15 protein-coding genes and 1 tRNA gene are annotated in these 18,895 nt (G+C 65.4%); 6 read left to right on the top strand and 10 right to left on the bottom strand.

Features of this window, described 5'->3' with window-relative positions; genetic code table 11:
• Position 1: 1 nt before the first annotated feature.
• Positions 2-3,043: an alpha-mannosidase gene (locus tag QRN11_RS07945; protein ID WP_285250547.1), complete on the top strand. Its 3,042-nt coding sequence runs from the start codon at positions 2-4 to the stop codon at positions 3,041-3,043.
• Between the two features lie 254 nt (positions 3,044-3,297).
• On the opposite strand, the gene QRN11_RS07940 is transcribed toward QRN11_RS07945, so the two are convergent.
• On the bottom strand, positions 3,298-4,035 hold the full coding sequence (locus QRN11_RS07940; protein ID WP_285250546.1) for a hypothetical protein: 738 nt from the start codon (positions 4,033-4,035) through the stop codon (positions 3,298-3,300).
• Entirely contained in the window at positions 4,032-4,769 is a 738-nt protein-coding gene (locus tag QRN11_RS07935) for a hypothetical protein (RefSeq protein ID WP_285250545.1), read from the bottom strand. The genes QRN11_RS07940 and QRN11_RS07935 overlap by 4 nt, the downstream gene beginning before the upstream one ends.
• A gap of 246 nt (positions 4,770-5,015) precedes the next feature.
• Between QRN11_RS07935 and QRN11_RS07930 the strand changes: the two genes are divergently transcribed.
• Positions 5,016-6,659 (top strand): ABC-F family ATP-binding cassette domain-containing protein, encoded by a 1,644-nt coding sequence (locus QRN11_RS07930; RefSeq protein WP_285250544.1) that lies wholly within the window; start codon positions 5,016-5,018, stop codon positions 6,657-6,659.
• Positions 6,656-8,569 carry an ABC transporter ATP-binding protein gene (locus QRN11_RS07925; RefSeq protein ID WP_285250543.1) on the top strand — a complete coding sequence of 638 codons (1,914 nt, stop codon included), beginning with the start codon at positions 6,656-6,658 and terminating at the stop codon, positions 8,567-8,569. Before QRN11_RS07930 ends, QRN11_RS07925 begins: the two co-directional genes overlap by 4 nt.
• A 43-nt stretch (positions 8,570-8,612) precedes the next feature.
• Here QRN11_RS07925 and QRN11_RS07920 read toward each other — a convergent pair whose 3' ends face one another.
• The 3 genes from QRN11_RS07920 to QRN11_RS07910 all read right to left on the bottom strand — a co-directional run bounded on the left by QRN11_RS07920 (position 8,613) and on the right by QRN11_RS07910 (position 9,594).
• Positions 8,613-9,029 carry an NUDIX hydrolase gene (locus QRN11_RS07920; protein WP_285250542.1) on the bottom strand — a complete coding sequence of 139 codons (417 nt, stop codon included), beginning with the start codon at positions 9,027-9,029 and terminating at the stop codon, positions 8,613-8,615.
• Positions 9,026-9,520, bottom strand: coding sequence for a DUF6314 family protein (locus tag QRN11_RS07915; protein ID WP_285250541.1), 495 nt, complete (start codon positions 9,518-9,520; stop codon positions 9,026-9,028). The genes QRN11_RS07920 and QRN11_RS07915 overlap by 4 nt, the downstream gene beginning before the upstream one ends.
• Position 9,521: 1 nt before the next feature.
• Positions 9,522-9,594, bottom strand: a tRNA-Arg gene (locus QRN11_RS07910).
• A gap of 84 nt (positions 9,595-9,678) precedes the next feature.
• Here QRN11_RS07910 and QRN11_RS07905 point away from each other — a divergent pair.
• Positions 9,679-10,467 (top strand): DUF998 domain-containing protein, encoded by a 789-nt coding sequence (locus QRN11_RS07905; RefSeq protein ID WP_285250540.1) that lies wholly within the window; start codon positions 9,679-9,681, stop codon positions 10,465-10,467.
• Here the strand turns inward: QRN11_RS07905 and QRN11_RS07900 are convergent.
• From QRN11_RS07900 to QRN11_RS07885, 4 genes are all read right to left on the bottom strand, one after another.
• Positions 10,429-10,719, bottom strand: a complete 291-nt coding sequence (locus tag QRN11_RS07900; RefSeq protein ID WP_255470787.1) for a hypothetical protein — start codon at positions 10,717-10,719, stop codon at positions 10,429-10,431. The genes QRN11_RS07905 and QRN11_RS07900 overlap by 39 nt on opposite strands.
• 128 nt (positions 10,720-10,847) lie before the next feature.
• The gene (locus tag QRN11_RS07895) at positions 10,848-12,314 is read right to left on the bottom strand and encodes a PGAP1-like alpha/beta domain-containing protein (RefSeq protein WP_285250539.1); all 1,467 of its coding nucleotides are present in this window, start codon (positions 12,312-12,314) and stop codon (positions 10,848-10,850) included.
• A 2-nt stretch (positions 12,315-12,316) separates the two neighbouring features.
• Positions 12,317-13,129 (bottom strand): hypothetical protein, encoded by an 813-nt coding sequence (locus QRN11_RS07890; RefSeq protein WP_285250538.1) that lies wholly within the window; start codon positions 13,127-13,129, stop codon positions 12,317-12,319.
• Positions 13,130-13,236: 107 nt separating this feature from the next.
• A complete protein-coding gene (locus tag QRN11_RS07885; protein ID WP_285250537.1) occupies positions 13,237-13,869 on the bottom strand; it encodes a hypothetical protein in 633 nt (210 codons plus the stop codon).
• A 32-nt stretch (positions 13,870-13,901) separates the two neighbouring features.
• Between QRN11_RS07885 and QRN11_RS07880 the strand changes: the two genes are divergently transcribed.
• On the top strand, positions 13,902-14,732 hold the full coding sequence (locus tag QRN11_RS07880; RefSeq protein WP_285250536.1) for an inositol monophosphatase family protein: 831 nt from the start codon (positions 13,902-13,904) through the stop codon (positions 14,730-14,732).
• Positions 14,733-14,750: 18 nt separating this feature from the next.
• Here the strand turns inward: QRN11_RS07880 and QRN11_RS07875 are convergent, their stop codons facing one another.
• Entirely contained in the window at positions 14,751-16,187 is a 1,437-nt protein-coding gene (locus tag QRN11_RS07875) for an HNH endonuclease (RefSeq protein ID WP_285250535.1), read from the bottom strand.
• Between the two features lie 120 nt (positions 16,188-16,307).
• Here QRN11_RS07875 and pcrA point away from each other — a divergent pair, with 120 nt between their 5' ends.
• Positions 16,308-18,800, top strand: coding sequence for a DNA helicase PcrA (gene pcrA / locus QRN11_RS07870; RefSeq protein ID WP_285250534.1), 2,493 nt, complete (start codon positions 16,308-16,310; stop codon positions 18,798-18,800).
• Positions 18,801-18,895: the final 95 nt, after the last annotated feature.

Below are 18,895 nucleotides of genomic sequence, written 5' to 3'. Positions count from 1 at the left end.
ATTGCATGACGACCGCCGGATCACGGAAGTCCGCCTCGAAAGGTTCGTCCGCGAACGCATCGTCCCAGCCGTCTACAGCCGGAGCCTGCCTCTGGCCTTGAGCAGCTGGGATGTTCCCGACGAGCCGGTCCCGGCCCTCGAAGCCATGCGGCAGGACTTCCACCCGCAGGACCACGGTGCCCCATGGGGGAAGCCGTGGGGCACCAAATGGCTCCGCCTTCAAGGCGAGGTGCCGGAATTCTGGGGTGCCGGGCCGGACACCACGGTTGAAGTGGTGGTGGACCTGGGCTTCACCACTGAAGTCCCGGGTTTCCAGTGCGAAGGGATAGCCTGGCGGGCCGACGGCACCATTATCAAAGCGCTCTCGCCCCGCAACCAGTACATCCCGTTGAAGCTGCTTGGCGGCGGCATGGCGGTGGACTTTTACGTGGAGGCAGCTGCCAACCCCGACGTCGCCCAGGGCTGGACCTTCGCGGCCACACCGTACGGCGACAAGTCCACGGCGGGAACGGCCCCGCAGTACCGCCTGGGAACCATTGCCATTGCTGAACTGAACCAGACAGTGTGGGAGCTCCAGCAGGACATCTGGACGCTGTCCGGGCTGATGGCGGAACTGCCGTGGGAGCAGCCGCGGCGGCATGAGATCCTCCGCGCCCTCGAGCGCATGATGGATGCGATGGACCCTGACGACGTCGCAGGAACGGCAGCAGCCGGACGCGAAGCGCTCGCCGAAGTCCTGGCCCGGCCAGCCTATGCGTCGGCACACCAGCTCGTGGCCACCGGTCACGCCCATATCGACTCCGCCTGGCTGTGGCCGGTCCGGGAGACCATCCGCAAGTGTGCCAGGACGTTCTCCAACGTGGTGGCCCTGATGGATGAATATCCGGATTTCGTCTTCTCGTGCTCCTCGGCACAGCAGCTCGCCTGGATCAAGGAGTACTACCCCGAACTTTTCGGCCGGATCCGGGAAAAGGTGCGGGCAGGCCAGTTTGTTCCCGTCGGCGGGATGTGGGTGGAATCCGATACGAATATGCCCGGCGGGGAAGCCATGGCCCGGCAGTTTGTTGAGGGCAAGAGCTTCTTCCTGGCCGAATTCGGAGTGGACTGCCAGGAAGCCTGGCTGCCGGACTCCTTCGGGTACTCCGCGGCCCTGCCGCAGATCGTGAAAGCTGCCGGCAGCAGGTGGTTCCTCACGCAAAAGATCTCGTGGAACCAGACCAACAGGATGCCGCACCACACTTTCAACTGGGAGGGCATCGACGGCACCCGGCTCTTTACGCACTTCCCGCCGGTGGACACCTACAATTCCCAGCTCAGCGGACGCGAGCTGGCCCACGCGGAGCGCAACTTCCGTGACCACGGCCGCGGCACGGTGTCGCTGGTGCCTTTCGGTTATGGCGACGGCGGTGGCGGGCCTACCAGGGAAATGCTTGCCGCCGCTGCCAGGACTGCAGACCTGGAGGGCTCGCCAAAGGTGCGGATCGGATCGGCCAAAAGCTTCTTTGAGCAGGCCGAGGCAGAATATCCGTCCCTGCCGGTCTGGGTGGGTGAGATGTACCTCGAACTGCACCGCGGCACGTACACCAGCCAGGCGCGGACCAAGAAGGGCAACCGGCGCAGCGAGCACCTCCTCCGCGAAGCGGAATTGTGGTGTGCCACTGCCGCTGTCCGGGCAGACTCGTTCGTTTATCCGGCGGCCGAACTCAAGCGGTTGTGGCGGCTGGTGCTGATGCAGCAGTTCCATGACATCCTGCCGGGCAGTTCCATCGCCTGGGTGCACCAGGATGCCGAACGCAATTACCAGGCCATTGCGGCTGCCCTCGAAGCCCTCATCGCCGAGGCGGCCGCGGCCGTGCTTGGCAGTGGGGAGCGGACCTTCCTGCTCAATGCCGCGCCGCATCCGCGGGCGGGAGTCGAGGCGCTCGGAGCGGCGGAACCAGCTGTCCCGGCGCTTCCAGTCCGCGCTACTGCACAGGAGGGCGGCTACGTCCTGGACAACGGAATCATCCGTGCAGTGGTGGATGCCGACGGCCTGATCAGCTCACTGAGGGACTATGCCAGCGACCGCGAAGCGATTGCTCCGGGGGAGCGCGGCAACCTGCTTGAGCTGCACCGGGACACGCCCAACGAGTGGGATGCATGGGACATCGACGAGTTCTACCGGCGGAACGTCACGCCGTTGACAAGCGCGGATTGTGTCCGGCTGCATGAGGACGGGGACGAAGCCGCCGTGGTGGTGGAGCGGCTGGCAGGATCCTCGGCCATCACCCAGCGGATCAGCCTTGCCGCCGGAAGCCCATCACTGTCCATCACCACCTCTGTGGACTGGCAGGAGCGCGAAAAGCTGCTGAAGCTCGGCTTTGCCCTCGATGTGCGGGCTGACCGGTCCGCTGCGGAGACGCAGTTCGGGCACGTCTTCCGCGCCACCCATACCAACACATCCTGGGAAGCAGCGAAGTTCGAAATCTGTGCGCACCGCTGGATCCACGTGGCCGAACCAGGTTACGGCGTCGCCGTGTCCAACTCGTCCACGTACGGGCACGATGTCACCAGGAGCATCAGGGAGGCCGACGGCGGCACCACCACCACAGTGCGTTTGTCACTGCTGCGTGCCCCGAAGTTCCCTGACCCGGAATCGGACCGCGGGCACCACGAACTGACGATGACCATCCGCCCGGGAGCCGATATCGCCGATGCGGTCCAAGAGGGTTACCGGACCAATCTGGCGCCCCGCCTGGTCAGGGGCGGTTCACCAGCAGAGCCACTGCTTGCCGTGTCCAACCCGGCCGCTGTCATCGAAGCAGTGAAGCTTGCCGAGGATGGCTCTGGAGACGTGATCGTCAGGTTGTACGAGTCATTGGGCCAGCGTTCGGCCGGCAGTATCACCGCCAATTTCCCGGTCCACCACGTCGCTTCAGTAGACCTGCTGGAGCGGCCCATCGAGTCCGCAGGGGTGGAGGCCGGGTCCGGCGGTGCCGAGCTGCTCCTGCGCCCGTTCCAGCTGGTGACGCTGCGGTTTGTCCGCGCTGCGGCCGGGAGTTAGGTCGAAGCTTCCGGCTTGCGGGGAGACGGACTCCAGAGGCGGAAAAGCTTCGGATGAAGGTGAAAAGGGGCCTTAAATGGCTGAGTGGGGGCGGTCCCCAACGGCCGCCACCACTCATCCCCCCAAAGCGTGCAAAGGCCCCCGGGAGCTGCCACGTTCAAGAAATTATCCCCGTTCGTAAACGCCCCGCAACCCCCACCTTCACACATCCATGATTATTCCACATTCTAATGAATATGTGAAAGCCAGTAAGGTTACTTTTCGGTAGATGTCCTTCTGGCGCCTGCGGCCCTCTTGTTCCTCACCCGCGCAGCCCAGATCAGCGCCAGGCCAACCACAAAGCAGAGCACTGCCGTGTAGTTGACGATGAACCGAATCGCACCCAGCTCCGGTGGCACCACAGGAAACAGCAGGGTCAGCGCAATGGCTACCCCACCAACTGCCAGGAGCCCCGCGGCAAGCCGCACCAGCACCGGCAACCTGCTGCCCACGGCGCGGACCATTGCCGGCAACAGCACCAGGGAAACATAGGAGGGATAGGCGCGGCCGGCAGCCCCGTAGTACTCCACCAGGGCGGCGTGCCACGGGTCCTTTCCCGCCACCGCACTCAAACCTGCGGACGATCCCGCAGTATCCATCAGGAAGAACACCCCGATCAGCACCAGCGAAATCACCAGCAGGACGGTCATCCCGGTTTTGCCGGTGATGAGCCGGTAAGCATGGTCGGCGCCGAAACCGCGGGTCACCCGGATGCCCACGAAGTAGATGGCAGCGAAAATGATGAAGCGCAACAGCAGGTTGGCAAGGTTGATGCCACCCAGCGCGGTGTCCACGGCGACGTACGGCGCCTCGATGCTCAACAGGATGGCGGCGGTCATCAACGCAAAAATGTAGAAGAGGGACCTGTTCTCGCCGCGGATGGCGCTGGGTACGCGGGCTGCCGCGATGAGGCCGCACGTGGCCAACGTTGACCATTGAAGTATTTCGATCATCCCAGGTTCTCCCAGATCTTTTCCGTTTGCGCCTGGTCCTGCTCCTGGCGTCGCAACACCTTGCCCAGTGCCTGCAGCCTGTCACCGGCGAGAACGGCAAGGTCGCCGTCGGACAAGCTGTCCAATGCGGCCCGGCGTGCACCGGGCGTCCAGCCGGCCTCTTCCTCGGTGACCAGTCCGGTGGCCACCAGGCCGTTGGCCAGGCCAACGCCGGCGGCCCGGGCCGTGGCCACGGCCAGCTCGGCCGTAAGGCGGTTGGCGGTCAGCTGCGCTGAATAGTTTTGCGGGGCGATGCCCGTGGCGGCAGACACCCGGTGCCGCACCTCGCCGTCGTCAATTGCATCAACCCAGTTCTTCACCGAGGTGGGGTGCGGCGCGGGCGAAAGAGCGGGCGGTTCGGGGCCGGCTTTTCGTCCCGGGTCCATCCCGGGACGCGCCAGCATGGTGTGCAGCAGGTCCGCAGTGGAAATCTGGCTCACCAGTTCACAGCGCGTGGGACCAGGCTGGGGATCGGCCAGCTCCCGGTAAGCGTCGAAATCGGCCAGGGCGGCAACCGGGTTGATGCCGTAGGCGCGGCTGATGCTGACAACGGTAGAGACTGATACTTTCCCGCGCACCAGCTGCTGGGCGAGTGTTGTCCGCTTGATCCCGGAGATCCTGCAGACGTCGGCCGTGCTGGCCTCCGGCGCAACGCCTTGCAGCCAGCGCTGGAACGCCTTGGCGGGGAGGGTCATAAGGGGCTCTCTGCAGAACGGGTGGTGTGTCGATTTTAGCTGCCAATTTGCCGCCGGTTTTACCCGCGCCCGGGTTTCGACTATGCTTGATGGTCGAGCCCGTTGGTCCGTACACCCCCCAAGTCCGGACCAGCGGGTTCTTTTATGTCCGCCGGCTCTGGCGCCCTTCCTCCTGCGGATCAGCAAGCCACTTGCGCACTGCAACGGGGAAGACCGGCTGCGGATGCGCCGGCGAAAGGATGGATCATGACTGCGACCCTTGTTGCCAAGGATGTTTCCGGCGGCCATGACCACCGGCAGCTTTTCTCCAGGCTCTCCCTGACTGTCGCCCCGGGCGACGTGGTGGGCGTGGTGGGTGCCAACGGTGCCGGCAAGTCCACCCTGCTGCGGCTCCTGGCGGGCGTTGACCAGCCGCAGGACGGAACGGTCAGCCTTGCCCCGGCAGACGCATTCGTGGGCTGGCTGCCCCAGGAACACGAGCGCATTCCTGGTGAAACCGTGGCCGGATACATCGCCCGGCGGACCGGTTGTGCGGTTGCGACAGCGGAGATGGAGTCCACCGCCGAAGCCCTTGGTTCCGGCGCGCCCGGTGCCGATGACGCCTATTCCCGGGCCTTCGACCGCTGGATGGCCTCAGGCGCCGCGGACCTTGATGAGCGTATCCCTGCCGTCCTGGCCGAACTGGGCCTCGACACAGGTGCCGATGCCGTGATGACCGGCCTGTCCGGCGGGCAGGCAGCCCGGGTGGCGCTCGCGGCCCTGCTGCTCAGCCGGTTCGACGTGGTGCTCCTCGATGAACCCACTAATGACCTGGACCTGGCCGGCCTGGCGAAGCTGGAGGATTTTGTCCGCGGCCTGCGCGGCGGTGTTGTGCTGGTCAGCCACGACCGGGAGTTCCTGGCCCGCTGCGTCACTACCGTGGTGGAGCTTGATCTGGCGCAGAATTCGGTGGCAGTTTACGACGGCGGCTACGATGCCTTCCTCGAAGAACGCGCCGTTGCACGGCGGCACGCACGCGAGAAATACGAGGACTTCGCTGCCACAAAGGCGGACCTGGTGTCCCGTGCCCGGACCCAGCGCGAATGGAGCTCCCAGGGCGTGCGTAACGCCATGAAGAAGAGTCCCGACAACGACAAGATCCGCCGCGCCGCGAGCACCGAGTCTTCGGAAAAGCAGGCCCAGAAAGTGCGGCAGATGGAATCGCGGATTGCCCGGCTGGATGTCGTCGAAGAGCCGCGCAAGGAATGGCAGCTCCAGTTCTCCATCGGCCAGGCGCCCCGCTCCAGCTCAGTAGTGGCCACCCTCCGCGACGCCGTGGTGCGGCAGGGCACCTTCACCCTGGGGCCCGTCAATCTCCAGCTCAACGCGGGGGAGCGGATCGGTATCACAGGCCCCAACGGCGCCGGCAAGTCCACACTGCTCCGCCTTCTGCTGGGCGACATCCTCCCGGAGTCCGGCAGCGCGGCCATGGGTGCTTCGGTGGCCATCGGGGAGATCGACCAGGCCCGCGGACTGCTGGCCGGCCACCTTGCGCTGGCTGACGCCGTCGAAGCGGTCCTGGTGGACCTGACCCCCGCGGAGGTCCGGACGCTGCTGGCAAAGTTTGGCCTCAAAGCGGACCACACCGCCCGGACCATCGATTCGCTGTCTCCGGGGGAACGCACCAGGGCCGCCTTGGCCCTGCTGCAGGCGCGCGGCGTGAACCTCCTTGTCCTGGACGAGCCCACCAACCACCTCGACCTGCCGGCCATCGAGCAGCTGGAGGAGGCCCTCGAAAGCTACGACGGCGCCCTGCTGCTGGTGACGCACGACCGGCGGCTGCTGGAAAACGTCCGGCTGGATGTACGTTGGAATGTGGAGAACGGAACGGTAGAGGAGCAGCAGCAATGAGCATGGAAGGGGTGGCCTGGAGCTCGCTGTACAAGATCACCCGGGCCAAAAGCGGTTCCCAACCCTTCTCCAAGGCCACGCTGAAGCGCGTCCTTGGCTTCGCCCGCCCGCATCAGGGCAAACTCGTGGCGTTCGTGGCGTTGTCCGTTGTGATGGCATTCCTGGCTGTGGCAACCCCGGTCCTGGCAGGGCAGGTGGTGGACGCGATCGTCGCCAAGGCCGCCACGGAGGAGGTGGTCCGCCTCGCGGTGCTGATCGCCGTCGTGGCAGTAGCCGAAGCGGGCCTGGGACTGGTGAGCCGCTGGCTCTCCTCCACCATTGGCGAAGGCGTGATCGTGGACCTGCGCACCCGGGTCTTCGACCATGTGCAGAAGATGCCCATCGCCTTCTTCACCCGGACCCGTACCGGCGCCCTGGTCAGCAGGCTCAACAACGACGTCATCGGCGCCCAGTCCGCTTTCGCCGGCACCCTGTCCGGAGTTGTCAGCAACGTGGTGGCACTGATCCTCACGCTCGTGGTGATGCTGGGGACATCCTGGCAGGTGACTGTCCTGGCCATGATCCTGCTGCCCGTGTTCCTCATCCCCGCCCGGCGGATGGGTTCAAGGCTCGCGGACCTGCGCCGCGAAGCTGCCGAACACAACGCCGCCATGGGCACCCAGATGACCGAGCGGTTCTCCGCCCCGGGGGCCACCTTGGTTAAGCTCTTCGGCCGGCCGGATGAGGAATCCCGCGAATTCGCCGTCCGCGCCGGCCGCGTCCGCGACATCGGCGTCCGCACTGCCATGCTGCAGTTCACCTTCGTGACCGCCCTGACGCTGGTTTCCGCGCTCGCGCTGGCCCTCGTCTACGGGCTGGGCGGCTGGCTCGCCATCACCGGCCAGCTGGCAGCCGGCGACGTTGTGGTGCTGGCACTGCTGCTTACCCGGCTCTACGCCCCGCTCACTGCACTGTCCAACGCCCGGGTGGAGATCATGAGCGCGCTGGTCAGCTTCGAGCGCGTGTTTGAAATCCTGGACCTGAAGCCGCTGATCCAGCAGAAGCCGGACGCCGTGGCGGTTCCGCCGGGCCCGGTATCCGTGGAGTTCGACGACGTCCGCTTCGCCTACCCTTCAGCGGCAAAGGTGTCGCTTGCCTCGCTGGAGGAAGTGTCCACGCTGGACACCCGCGGCGGCGAGGAGGTGCTGCACGGCATCAGCTTCCGGGTTGAGCCCGGGCAGACCGTGGCGCTGGTGGGATCCTCCGGCGCAGGAAAGTCGACGGTCGCGCAGTTGCTTGCCCGGCTGTACGACGTCGATTCCGGCGCCGTACGGCTCGGCGGCACCGTCCCGGGAACCGGACTCGATGTCCGCGACGCCACCTTCGATTCCCTCCGGGACACTTTGGGCATGGTGACGCAGGACGGCCACCTTTTCCACGAAACCATCGCCTCCAACCTCCGGCTCGCCAAGCCGGACGCCACCGAGGAAGACATGTGGGAGGCCGTCCGCCAAGCCCGGCTCGAAACAATGATCCGGTCCCTGCCTGACGGGCTGGACACGGTGGTGGGTGAACGCGGCTACCGGCTTTCCGGCGGGGAACGCCAGCGGCTGACCATCGCCCGGCTCCTCATCTCCCAGCCCCGCGTTGTCATCCTCGACGAGGCGACGGCGGCGCTGGACTCCACCAACGAAGCCGCCGTCCAGGCTGCCCTGGGCGCTGCGCTCGAGGGGCGCACCGCCGTCGTGATTGCCCACCGGCTTTCCACCATCCGCGCCGCGGACGCAATCCTGGTGGTGGAGGACGGCCGGATTGTGGAGCGCGGCACGCACACCGAACTGCTGGCCGCCGAAGGCCGGTATGCCGAGCTTTACAGGACGCAGTTCGCCGAAGCCACCGCAGTGGCACAGGAAGCGGTCCCCGAGTTCTAGATGTCCTGCGGCTGCCGGACTGACGGCCGCCAGGCCCGGCGGTTCAGGCCTGGCGGCTGAGCTCCGGCAGGATGTGGTCCGTCAGCAGCGGGGCAAGGTCCGCGGGCAGGTCGGGTCCGTTCCCCAGAGCTGCCAGGTCAAGCCACCGGATCTCCGCAATCTCGGCGGAAGGATGGGCCTCCCACGTCCCCGGTGCCATAAACACCGTTGCCTCGATATCCGTGGCGGCTTCGTTGGCGGCATCGGCGATCCAGACGCCCATCAGCTGCAGTTCGCCCGGGTCCAGGACAATGCCCACCTCTTCGGCGAGCTCACGGGCAGCGGCCTGGACGGCGCTTTCGCCCGCTTCGGGCTTACCTCCCGGATGCATAAACATGGCAGTGCCGCGCTTCCTGACGGTCAGGAGCCGTCCGGTGTTGTCAAAGACGCAGACTGCCGAGACGACGATGCGGTTTTTCATGCTTCCTCTTTCTGCAGCCGGACCAGCCGTGACGTCAGCAGGAGATCCTTCCGTGGCCCGGCGACGTCCCAGCTGTAGCTGAAGCTGTCTGGACCCTGGTAGTTGTAGGTGACGCGGTAGGTGTCCGGATCGCACCAGTGCTGGTCCAAATTTTCGCGGGGAGTGAAGCTCATGCTGTGGAAGGGGCGGCCGTCCGGGAAGAAGACATCCATGGTGTCTGCGCGCGGGGTGGTTGCCAGGACATATTCGCGGGTGGCGGGGCCGGTGAAAGTGGGCCAGTGCATGGTGCCTTCCTCGCGGAGGTCCAGGCCGCCGTCGTCCCTGGAAGCAAAATGGACGACGCCGGAGAAGGTTCCGGCAGTGCCCTGGGCCCGGTCCAGCAGGTCCCGCCGGATGGTCCACAGTCCGGTTCCCGGAGCAGCGTCCCCAATGGCCGCGGCGGGGCCCAGCAGGTAGGGGCGGAGGTCGAACTCCGGGGGAGGAAAGTCCAAGTGCCCTCGATTGGAATCGAACCAACGACACCGGCTTTAGGAGAGCCGTGCTCTATCCACTGAGCTACGAGGGCGGGCATCCATTGGATCGGCAGAGCCGGTCCGCGTCGGACACGGATACAAGCATACAAGGTGTGGAGCCGTACTACGCTCAATGCATGAGTTCAGCGCCGTCCACATCGTCAGCCGCTGCCGTTATTCCGGACACCACCTCCACCCGGCAGTACATCGGAGCCTGGTCAGTGCTCAGCGTGCTGCAGTATTTCGCGGCGGAGGCTGCGGTGATCCTGGCCTGGGCGGGTCCCCAGCCCTACGACCTGCGCACGGGCTACATCAGCGACCTCGGAGCCCTCCGCTGTGGTGTCTTTGACGGGCGCTCGGTGTGTTCTCCGTTGAACTGGCTGATGAACGCCTCCTTTGTGGTTCAGGGACTCGGGATGCTGCTCGGTGCGCTGCTGCTGAGCTCGGGACTGCTGTGCGTGGCCGCCTTGGCCGGGGCGCGTGTACAGCGGCGGCGGCCCTGGCTCGCGGCTGTCTGGGTGCGGCTGTTGACCGGAACGGCCGGGGCCGGGACGGTGATTGTGGGACTGGTGCCGGAGGATGCCGGCTCCGGGTGGCACTACACGGGTGCCGTGATGTACTTCATTTCCGGGGCGGCAGCCCTGCTGGTGCTGGGATTCCTCTGGCTGCGGAAAACCGCCATGGCGTGGTTCATCCTGGCCTGCGGTGCTGTTTCGCTCGCTGCCCTGGTCACCGGCGGACTGACCCGGATGGCTGTGCCGGAACCCGGCACGCTGGAACGGCTCATGGGCTACCCGGTCACCGTGGGGATGGCCGCGGCCGGACTGGTCATCGCCCAGCGCGTCCACCGGCACCGGAAGCTGGTCCGGGCCGCAGCCGCACAGGGATCAGGGCCGGTTAAGGAAGAATTCCCTGAAGTCCGTTAAACCGGTGCCGCCTGTATAGCCAAGGGCATCCGCTCCCACCGATACGGCATCATCGGGTGAAAAGATGGTGGTGGAGAAGGTCCCGGACTGAAGGTTTTCGGTTTTCTCGAGCATTGCAGGGAGGGCTCCTTCCAGAGCCCGGGTGAGCGTTGCCTCGTCGTTGCCGGTTCCCACGAGCTTCGCGGTGATGAAGTTTCCGGACGTGTTCATGTTCACGTGGACCTGCGCCGATGCAATTCCCTGAACTGACATGGCGGCGTCCTCGATGGAAGCTTTCAGGCTTTCAGCCGATGATGCGGGGCCGGGGCCGCACCCAGTGAGAGCAAGGAATGCCAGCGCCGGCGCGAGCATCCGGGAAACGGTTCTAAATCGGCGCATCATCACTGCTTTCGGGAAATGTTGGACACTGTCGAGGTTACTTGGCTGGCATCCGAGGTCAGGAATCGCTGGGTCGATTGCTGCTGGCTGTACTGGGCAATCGGGCCGCCGGCTTCGTGGTTCCGGACTGACTCCACATAGGCGGAGCCGTCGTGGTAGTTGATGCCGGCAATCCCGGGATCTCCGCCGGGGTTTGGCAGTTCCACGATGGTGGCCCCATTGTCGCGGGTAGCGGAAACCATCCCGCCCGGCCATGCCGTGGCGTCGGCCAAGTCCACCTTCGGTACCGGATCTCCGGCGTGCTGAAGTGCCAAAACATCGATGGACGACGGGATCTGTGTGGAATCCACGGGTGAACCGAACGTGACCACGTTGGTGACATTGAAGCGGTCAGTAAACCCCGCATCGGATGCGAGTGCCGTAGCAATCATTCCGCCTTGGGAGTGACCGGACAGCATCACCGGTGCACCTTCCGGAATGCCGGCCTGCTCCATGGCGAGCCGGACCGCCTCCGCCGCGGTGGACAGGTTGCCGCCGGCCAACTGGAGGTTTCCAGTAAGGTCGGTGGGATTTGCCGCGCCGTCAGGCATCCACCGCGTGGTGCCGGGAATGTTGATGATGTAGGCCGGCGGCTCACCCGGCTTCTCGATCCTGTTGATGCGGACACCGGTGTCCTCCGTACCGGGCTTTCCCTGGTCCCCGTAGGCCATGTTGGTTGTGGCCAGTACAGCGCTGATGCTGGACGGGACGGGCGTATTGCCCCTGCCGTTGGTATCCACCTTCGTGGGATCTCCGACGCCAACAGGAATAGGCTCCCCGGCCACCGGCCGGCCGTCATCCAGCAAGTGGGGGTTGGATAAGCCCAGATTGAAGGTGGTTGCCCGCAGGTTGTCTACGGCGACCGCCAGCAACACGCCGTTGGAGAAGAGCTCTGTTATCGATGGCGGCTCGCCGGATGTCAGCCACCGCCAGCCCATGTCCGTCACATTGCCGGTTTGGTCCAGGACATTTCCTTGGGCGTCCATCAGGTTGCGGATGGGAAGCGGAGCTGAGTCCTGGACAAAGTTCCATGCGGTACCGACTGCGTCCTGGACAGTAGTAGTTACTTTTCCGGCGGTGTCCCACAGGTCGCCCGCGGTGCCGGCAATGGAGTCAAGCAGCGAGTCGGGAAATGACGGGGCCTGCGGAGCAGACGTTCCAGCCGGCCCCTCGGTGCTGGCCGCAATCTGCTCCTGGACGTTGCGCTTGACGGTATCCGAGGCGGCAGCGAGCGCATCAGCTGTGCCTAGCAGCATTGCCCTGTGGCCGGTCCATTCGGCACTGAACTTCTGCGCGTCAGCACCCTTCCAGTGCGAGCCCTGGATTAGGGGTGTGAGGTTCCGGCCCAGGGCAACCAGCCGGTCGCTGGCGCGTGCCAGCTCTTCGCTGAGGCGCAGCCCGCTCTCGACGTCCATCCCGTAGAGGGTCATTATCAGGCCACCTGTCCCGCCACGCTTGCCAGGTATTCCCTGGCGCCCAGCAGGCGCCAGGCCAACCCGTGGCCGATGGCATCGGACGCAACGGGAGTCAGCGCGAATCCCTCACGGGATGGACTGGCGTTGACTGAATAGAGGCGCTCCGCCAGTGCCCAAACATCCCGGCTTAGATAGTCCGGGGCCTGGACCGGGGTTGCCACGGGTCCAGTTGGGCGGGAACCACTTGGGTGGGCCGACACGTCGAGATGAATCGTGTATCTGGCACGGGCGCCTATTTCACTGAGCCCGGCGGCCGGCGGACTGGCCAGTCCTGTGGCCTCGGGGACTTCCGCGAGGTCCGGGAGGTGGCGCTTGATGGCTGCCCAGGCATTTTCCTCAGCGAAGAAGGCTATTTCGACGGCGTTGCTGGTCGCAGTCACGTCTATGCCACTGCCGCCATGCCGGATACGCCGCAAGTAAGTGAGTCCGACGCCCCGGCCGCCTGACAAGGCGAGCTCGGTGTGAACGGACGTTTCATGTGTTTGGACCACGGCTGCCGCCCGTAGGGGACCGAATGCCGAAATCCAGACTGCCAACACCCAATGCCGGCTGATGGCACCGTCCCCGTCAACTATTCCCGTCTGGCGGAGTTCGGCCTCGGCCATCTCGAGTGCTTCCGAATCCAGCGCAACGAACGCCTGGGCGTCGATGGAGTCAAGATAGGCGGACAGGTCCGCCTCCGACCCGTGCGCGAGTGCCTCGGCCGCCTTATGGACTGTCAAGGCCCAGGCTACGCCGGTGATTTTAAAGACGTTGAGGGCAACGTCCATCTGTGATTCCCCCAAGGATCCCCCAATGAAGTGTCCGCAACAGGCATCCAGCGCCCGTAGCCAATACCCTATCCGGGCCCTCTTAGGAACCGGAATGGGGAGTTCTATCAGGCCACTTGCCGCTGCGGCCTTTTCCGCAGGAGCACAGCGGCGGCGCCGGCGAGCAGGCTCAGGACCAGCAGGAGCCAGCCGGCTACGGTAAGGCCGGACGCGAGGGCCATCTGGCCGGCGTCAGGGGTTGCTGACGCCAGCACGCCGTCGATGGCCACGTTGGCCCAGAGCCGGACCACAACAAAAAGCAGCGGAAGGGCCCACAGCGCCCAGCGCAGTGCCTTCCTGGCAACACTTGTCCCGATCAGCAGCAGCCAGGTGAACCCGAAGATCAGAGGGAACAGGGTGCCGGCGGTTTTGTGGACGTAGTTGAGCTGGCCGCGGGCGTCGTCATCCATGGCGGTGTGCAGCTGGCCGATGTAGTTGGCGTCGAACCCGCCGATGAGGGAGTCCGGCATGGCCAGGCCGCCCGTGGTGAGTTGCCGCAGCTGGTCCAGCGTGAGCAGGTGCAGGTACCAGAACAGGAACAGGCTGGCCACCACTCCGGCGATCAGGATCAGGTTGCTGTTGTTCTCGGCCTTCCGCGGCGTGCGGTTCGTGCTGGGGTTCACCACTGGCGGAAGGTGGTGCTGCGGCACCGCCGCCTTGGAGCCGTGCTTCTTGATCCGCTGGGCAGGGGTTTTGGCCATGGCACCATTATCCCGCCCCATAAACTGAAGCCATGACCATTGGCCGGCACAGCGCTGTTGAACTTGACCCCTCCCTGGACGACTACGAGCTGGCGGCGGCTCTGGTCCGCGAAGCAGGGCAGCTTGCATTGCTGATGCGGATGGCGGGCCTGCAATCCGAACAGAAGACGTCGGTTTCAGATGTGGTGACAGCTGCCGACCATGCCGCCGAGGCCTACGTGCTTGGGCAGCTGCGGCGGTGCCGGCCGGAGGACGGCATCCTGGGGGAGGAGGGCGCTTCGGTCCAGGGGACAAGTGGCCGGACCTGGGTGATTGACCCGGTGGATGGCACCTACAATTTCCTGCATGGCTCGACCTACTGGTGCTCCGCGATTGCGCTGAAGGATTCCTCCGATGTGATGCTCGGGGCCATTTTCCAGCCGGAGGAAGACAAGCTTTGGCTCGGGGGCAAGGCCCACCCGGCAACGCTGAATGGTGAACCCCTCACGGTGTTCCGCCAGGACCGGGGCGCGCGCAACAGTACATCCGTTGCCAAACTGGGCGCCGCCACCTACATCCACCCGAGCTGGCTGATGGATCCCCTGTGCGCGATGCCGTGGCACGCCGCCGCCACATCCGCCGCCGCACTGCGCATGCTGGGCTCCGGGTCCTGCGACCTGGGCCGGGTGGCTGACGGGCAGCTTGGATGCTGGTTCCAGCACAGCTGCCCTGAGTGGGACTGGCTGCCGGGCAAAGCGATCGTCCGGGCTGCCGGGGGAGCCGTGGACACCGTTCACGTAAACGGCCTCGAATGGTTCATGGCCGGGGGAACGACGGCGGTTCGTGAGTTGCGTGCCGCCCTCGAGTCCGGCTCGGTGGCATAACAACACAGGCATAGAAGATCACCACAGCACGGCTTGATGGAACTTAAGTCGTCCCGCCGCTTTGGTCCGGCGCTGCCGCACGTGATGATCGCGCTGCCGGTCCTCCGCCGCTATAGCCACGCGGTTTATCAACTGCGAAGCAGTCCCCGGTAGGGGTGGTGCAGTGGAGCGGTAAGTGTGGCCGGTGGGTGTCCTTGTTTCGACTGAATGTCTTTTTCCTGGTCGAGTAACCGTCTTTGCGGCCCAGCCTGGTGTTTCTTTGGTGTGGTTGCAGGTTTCGCAGAGGCCTTGGCCGTTGGTGCTGGTGGTTGGCCCGTCGTTGTGCCAGGGGATGATGTGGTCGTGGTGGCGGATGGGCGCGTCGCAGTAGGGGGTTCGGCAGGTGTCGTCCCGTACCTGGATGAACCGGCGGAGTCCGGGCGGGAAGAGCCGGGCTTTGGAGTCCATCCCGACGAGCTCTCCGTGCGCCGGCGCTGTGTAGAGCCGGCGAAGCCAGACTTGAAGCCCGGTATCATCCGCAGAGGGCGGGGGTCCCGCGTCTGACAGCAGCTCGCCACGGATGGCCTTTCGAGCCCATTCGCCGGGGACGATGCCGTAGCCGGTGAGGCGTGCGGGTTCGCTGTCGCCTTGGAAGAGGGTGCGGTCGGTCATGACGAGTTGGAGGTCGATGCCTGTGTAGCCGCCCGGGGTGCCGGTGACGCGTTCGACCAATTCGTCGGCCATAATCGCGCCCTTCGGGCGCTCCTCCCCGGAAGATTTCAGGGTGTCAGCGTGGCGGGTCAGCTCGGCATAGACGGCCACGCCCTGGGCCACCGGGAGCAGTGCGGTCAGCCGGGTCATCGTGTCCGGCGCCGGACGCAGCGTGACACTCCGCTCATTCACAGCGTGGCTGGCCCGCCTGGCGACTGAGTGTGGGTCGCGCCGGTACGCAGCAGATCGGACCGCGGCGATGATGGCCCGGTCCCCACAGCCAGCCAGGGAGCCGCTGTCCGCGGCGAGTTCCTCGTCTACCGCGGCCCGGTCCTCGACCGCGAGGCATGCTGTTTCCTTCACCACCAGGGTGGCCCGCCACTCGTTCAATTGGCCTGATTCCAGCGCCGCGAAGGTGTGGGGCATCTCAACCAGGGCTTTCCCCAAACCCAGCAACCGGGCGCCACGGGACGGTGACTCCCGACGGGCCAGCGCGATTTCCGCTGCCACCCCGGCACCAAGCTCATCCACCGGGACACCCGCTTCGGCCTGTTCCTGCCGGGCGGCAAGCTCATAGGCCACGGCGATCCTCGCCTGCTTCGCAGCGGCCGCGGACTTCACGTCCTCCAGCTCCCGCATCTGGTCAATCATTCTTTGCCGGTCAGCAGCGGGACGGACCAAAGACAACGTGTGCAGGACATCCCCAACAACAGGCCCAGGGCGGTTTACCGCCCCCTGCTGCACCACCGTCATGATCGGTTCCATAAGCAAAGTCTTCCAGCCGCCCCAGTCAACGGCGCTAACCCCAGTCCCTATGTGGATAACGTCCCGTCATCCACAGGCTGGAGCTGGGTGTCTGCCCCACCGCCTAGACTTGTAGGCACCATGGATATGTTGTTTGACCCGTACTCTGACGGACCCTTCAAAGCCGCTCCCACCGCCGCTGCCCGCACCAAATCGCCTTCCGAGGGCGCAGCTGCGGCTCCGGGGACGGGCGGAAGCGTCCGCGCTGGCGTCCCGGAAGCGAAGGCCCACCGAAGCCACGGCATGGACCCGGCCAAGCTGCTGGAGGGGCTCAATCCCGAGCAGGAGGAAGCCGTCAAACATGCAGGCGGCGCCCTGCTCATCGTGGCCGGTGCCGGTTCGGGAAAGACCCGCGTGCTCAGCAACAGGATTGCCTACCTGATCGCCACAGGACGGGCCCACCATGGGGAAATCCTGGCGATTACCTTCACGAACAAGGCCGCCGCGGAAATGCGGGAACGCATCGAAAAACTGGTGGGCGGACGCGCCAAGATCATGTGGATCTCCACCTTCCACTCATCCTGCGTCCGCATCCTCCGGCAGGAGGCGGCCAATGTGGGGCTGAAATCGAACTTCTCCATCTACGACTCCGCCGACTCCCTGCGCCTGGTCACCCAGGTCTCCAAAACACTTGACCTGGACCCCAAGAAGTTCGCGCCCAAAGCCATTCAGCACAAGATCTCGGCCCTGAAGAACGAGCTCATCGATGCCGATTCCTACGCTTCCGCCGCGAACTACAACGATCCTTTCGAGCAGGCTGTCGCTGATGTCTTCAAGGGCTACACGCAGCGGCTGCGGCAGGCGAATGCGATGGACTTCGACGACCTCATCGCCGAAACCGTGTACATGTTCCGCGCCTTCCCGGCACTCGCCGAGTCTTACCGCCGGCGGTTCCGGCACGTGCTGGTGGACGAATACCAGGACACCAACCACGCCCAGTACGCCCTGGTCCGCGAAATTGTGGGGGAGGGCCCAGGGGCTTCCGAACTGACCGTAGTGGGAGATTCGGACCAGTCCATCTACGCCTTCCGCGGTGCCGATATCCGCAACATCGTGGAGTTCGAGAAGGACTACCCCGAGGCGCGGACTATCAAGCTGGAGCAGAACTACCGCTCCACCCAGAACATCCTCAGCGCGGCCAATTCGGTGATCTCGCGGAACCCGAACCGTCCGGAAAAGCGTTTGTGGACGGCCGAGGGCGAAGGTCACAAGATCATCGGCTACGTGGGCGAGAACGAGCACGACGAAGCCCAGTTCATCGCCAAGGAAATCGACCGGCTCCAGGACGAGGAGAACCTCCGTCCCGGGGACGTCGCCATCTTCTACCGGACCAACGCCCAGTCGCGCTCCATCGAAGACGTGCTGGTCCGGGTCGGCCTTCCCTACAAGGTGGTGGGCGGCACGCGCTTTTACGAGCGCAAGGAGATCAAGGACGCCCTCGCCTACCTGCGTGTGCTGGTTAATCCGGACGACGACGTCAACCTGCGGCGGGTGCTCAACGAACCGAAGCGCGGCATCGGTGACCGCGCCGAGGGCGCCGTGGCCGCGCTTGCCCAGCGCGAACGGACCTCGTTTATGGCCGCCGCGCGCCGGGCCGAGCAGGCTCCGGGTATGGCAACCCGGTCCGTGAATGCCGTGCTCGGGTTCGTGAAGTTGCTGGATGACCTGGCAGAAGTGGCCGCCGGCTCGGGCGCGGCGGCAGCACTGGAAGCCGTCCTGGAGCAGACCGGCTATCTGGCCGCGCTGCGCTCCAGCACGGATCCGCAGGACGAGTCCCGGGTGGAAAACCTCGCCGAACTCGTCGCCGTCGTCCGTGAATACGAACAGGAGAACCCGGAAGGGTCACTGGAAGCGTTCCTGGAGCAGGTGTCCCTGGTGGCGGATGCAGACCAGATCCCGGACGCGCCCGGCGCGGACATTGATGCCGCCGTCGCGGAGGCAAAACGGCTGGGCGTGGTCACCCTCATGACCCTGCACACCGCCAAGGGGCTCGAATTCCCGGTGGTGTTCCTGACCGGCATGGAACATGGACTGTTCCCGCACCAGCGTTCAGCAACGGATCCGAAGGAACTGGCGGAAGAACGCCGCCTCGCCTACGTAGGGCTCACCCGCGCCCGGAAGCGGCTCTACGTGACCCGTTCCGAGGTCCGCAACATGTGGGGGCAGAGCCAGTACAACCCTGCCAGCCAGTTCCTTGAGGAGATCCCGGCCGATCTCCTGGAATGGAAGCGTGAAGGAACCAGCAGGCAGTCCAATTGGGGCGGCGGATCCATCAGTTCGGGCCGCTACAGCGGATCCTTCTGGGGCGCCGGGACCTCCCGCGGTGCTGCCGCCGACCCCTCTGCCGGCTTCAACGCCGATGTCCCCGCTGTGATCGCCCGCAACCGCGTGCAGCCGCAAAAAGAGATCGTGGCGGTCAGTGTGGGGGACAAGGTCAACCACACGAGTTTCGGCAACGGAACGGTGCTTGCCCTCGAAGGCGCCGGGGACAAGACCGTGGCAAAGGTGAAATTCGACGTCGGCGAGAAACGGCTGCTGCTGCGCTACGCGCCCCTGACCAAGCTCGACGCCTAAGAGCGGCGGAGCCGGACACAATGCCCAGCCCTTGTCCGACTCCCCGCGCGGGTCTACAGTTCAGGAACGTTTCCCCAGAGCCGTACCAACATGAC

Source organism: Pseudarthrobacter sp. fls2-241-R2A-168, from assembly GCF_030209335.1.
Lineage (GTDB): Bacteria > Actinomycetota > Actinomycetes > Actinomycetales > Micrococcaceae > Arthrobacter.
This window is presented reverse-complemented; position numbering and strand designations above follow the sequence as displayed.

Bases quoted from the DNA above. Each gene is read 5' to 3' on its own strand.
- QRN11_RS07940 (WP_285250546.1), bottom strand. From the start codon at position 4,035: ATGATCGAAATACTTCAATGGTCAACGTTGGCCACGTGCGGCCTCATC.
- QRN11_RS07905 (WP_285250540.1), top strand. From the start codon at position 9,679: ATGAGTTCAGCGCCGTCCACATCGTCAGCCGCTGCCGTTATTCCGGAC.
- pcrA (WP_285250534.1), top strand. From the start codon at position 16,308: ATGGATATGTTGTTTGACCCGTACTCTGACGGACCCTTCAAAGCCGCT.
- QRN11_RS07875 (WP_285250535.1), bottom strand. From the start codon at position 16,187: ATGGAACCGATCATGACGGTGGTGCAGCAGGGGGCGGTAAACCGCCCT.
- QRN11_RS07925 (WP_285250543.1), top strand. From the start codon at position 6,656: ATGAGCATGGAAGGGGTGGCCTGGAGCTCGCTGTACAAGATCACCCGG.
- QRN11_RS07880 (WP_285250536.1), top strand. From the start codon at position 13,902: ATGACCATTGGCCGGCACAGCGCTGTTGAACTTGACCCCTCCCTGGAC.
- QRN11_RS07895 (WP_285250539.1), bottom strand. From the start codon at position 12,314: ATGACCCTCTACGGGATGGACGTCGAGAGCGGGCTGCGCCTCAGCGAA.
- QRN11_RS07890 (WP_285250538.1), bottom strand. From the start codon at position 13,129: ATGGACGTTGCCCTCAACGTCTTTAAAATCACCGGCGTAGCCTGGGCC.
- QRN11_RS07930 (WP_285250544.1), top strand. From the start codon at position 5,016: ATGACTGCGACCCTTGTTGCCAAGGATGTTTCCGGCGGCCATGACCAC.
- QRN11_RS07885 (WP_285250537.1), bottom strand. From the start codon at position 13,869: ATGGCCAAAACCCCTGCCCAGCGGATCAAGAAGCACGGCTCCAAGGCG.
- QRN11_RS07900 (WP_255470787.1), bottom strand. From the start codon at position 10,719: ATGTCAGTTCAGGGAATTGCATCGGCGCAGGTCCACGTGAACATGAAC.
- QRN11_RS07920 (WP_285250542.1), bottom strand. From the start codon at position 9,029: ATGAAAAACCGCATCGTCGTCTCGGCAGTCTGCGTCTTTGACAACACC.
- QRN11_RS07935 (WP_285250545.1), bottom strand. From the start codon at position 4,769: ATGACCCTCCCCGCCAAGGCGTTCCAGCGCTGGCTGCAAGGCGTTGCG.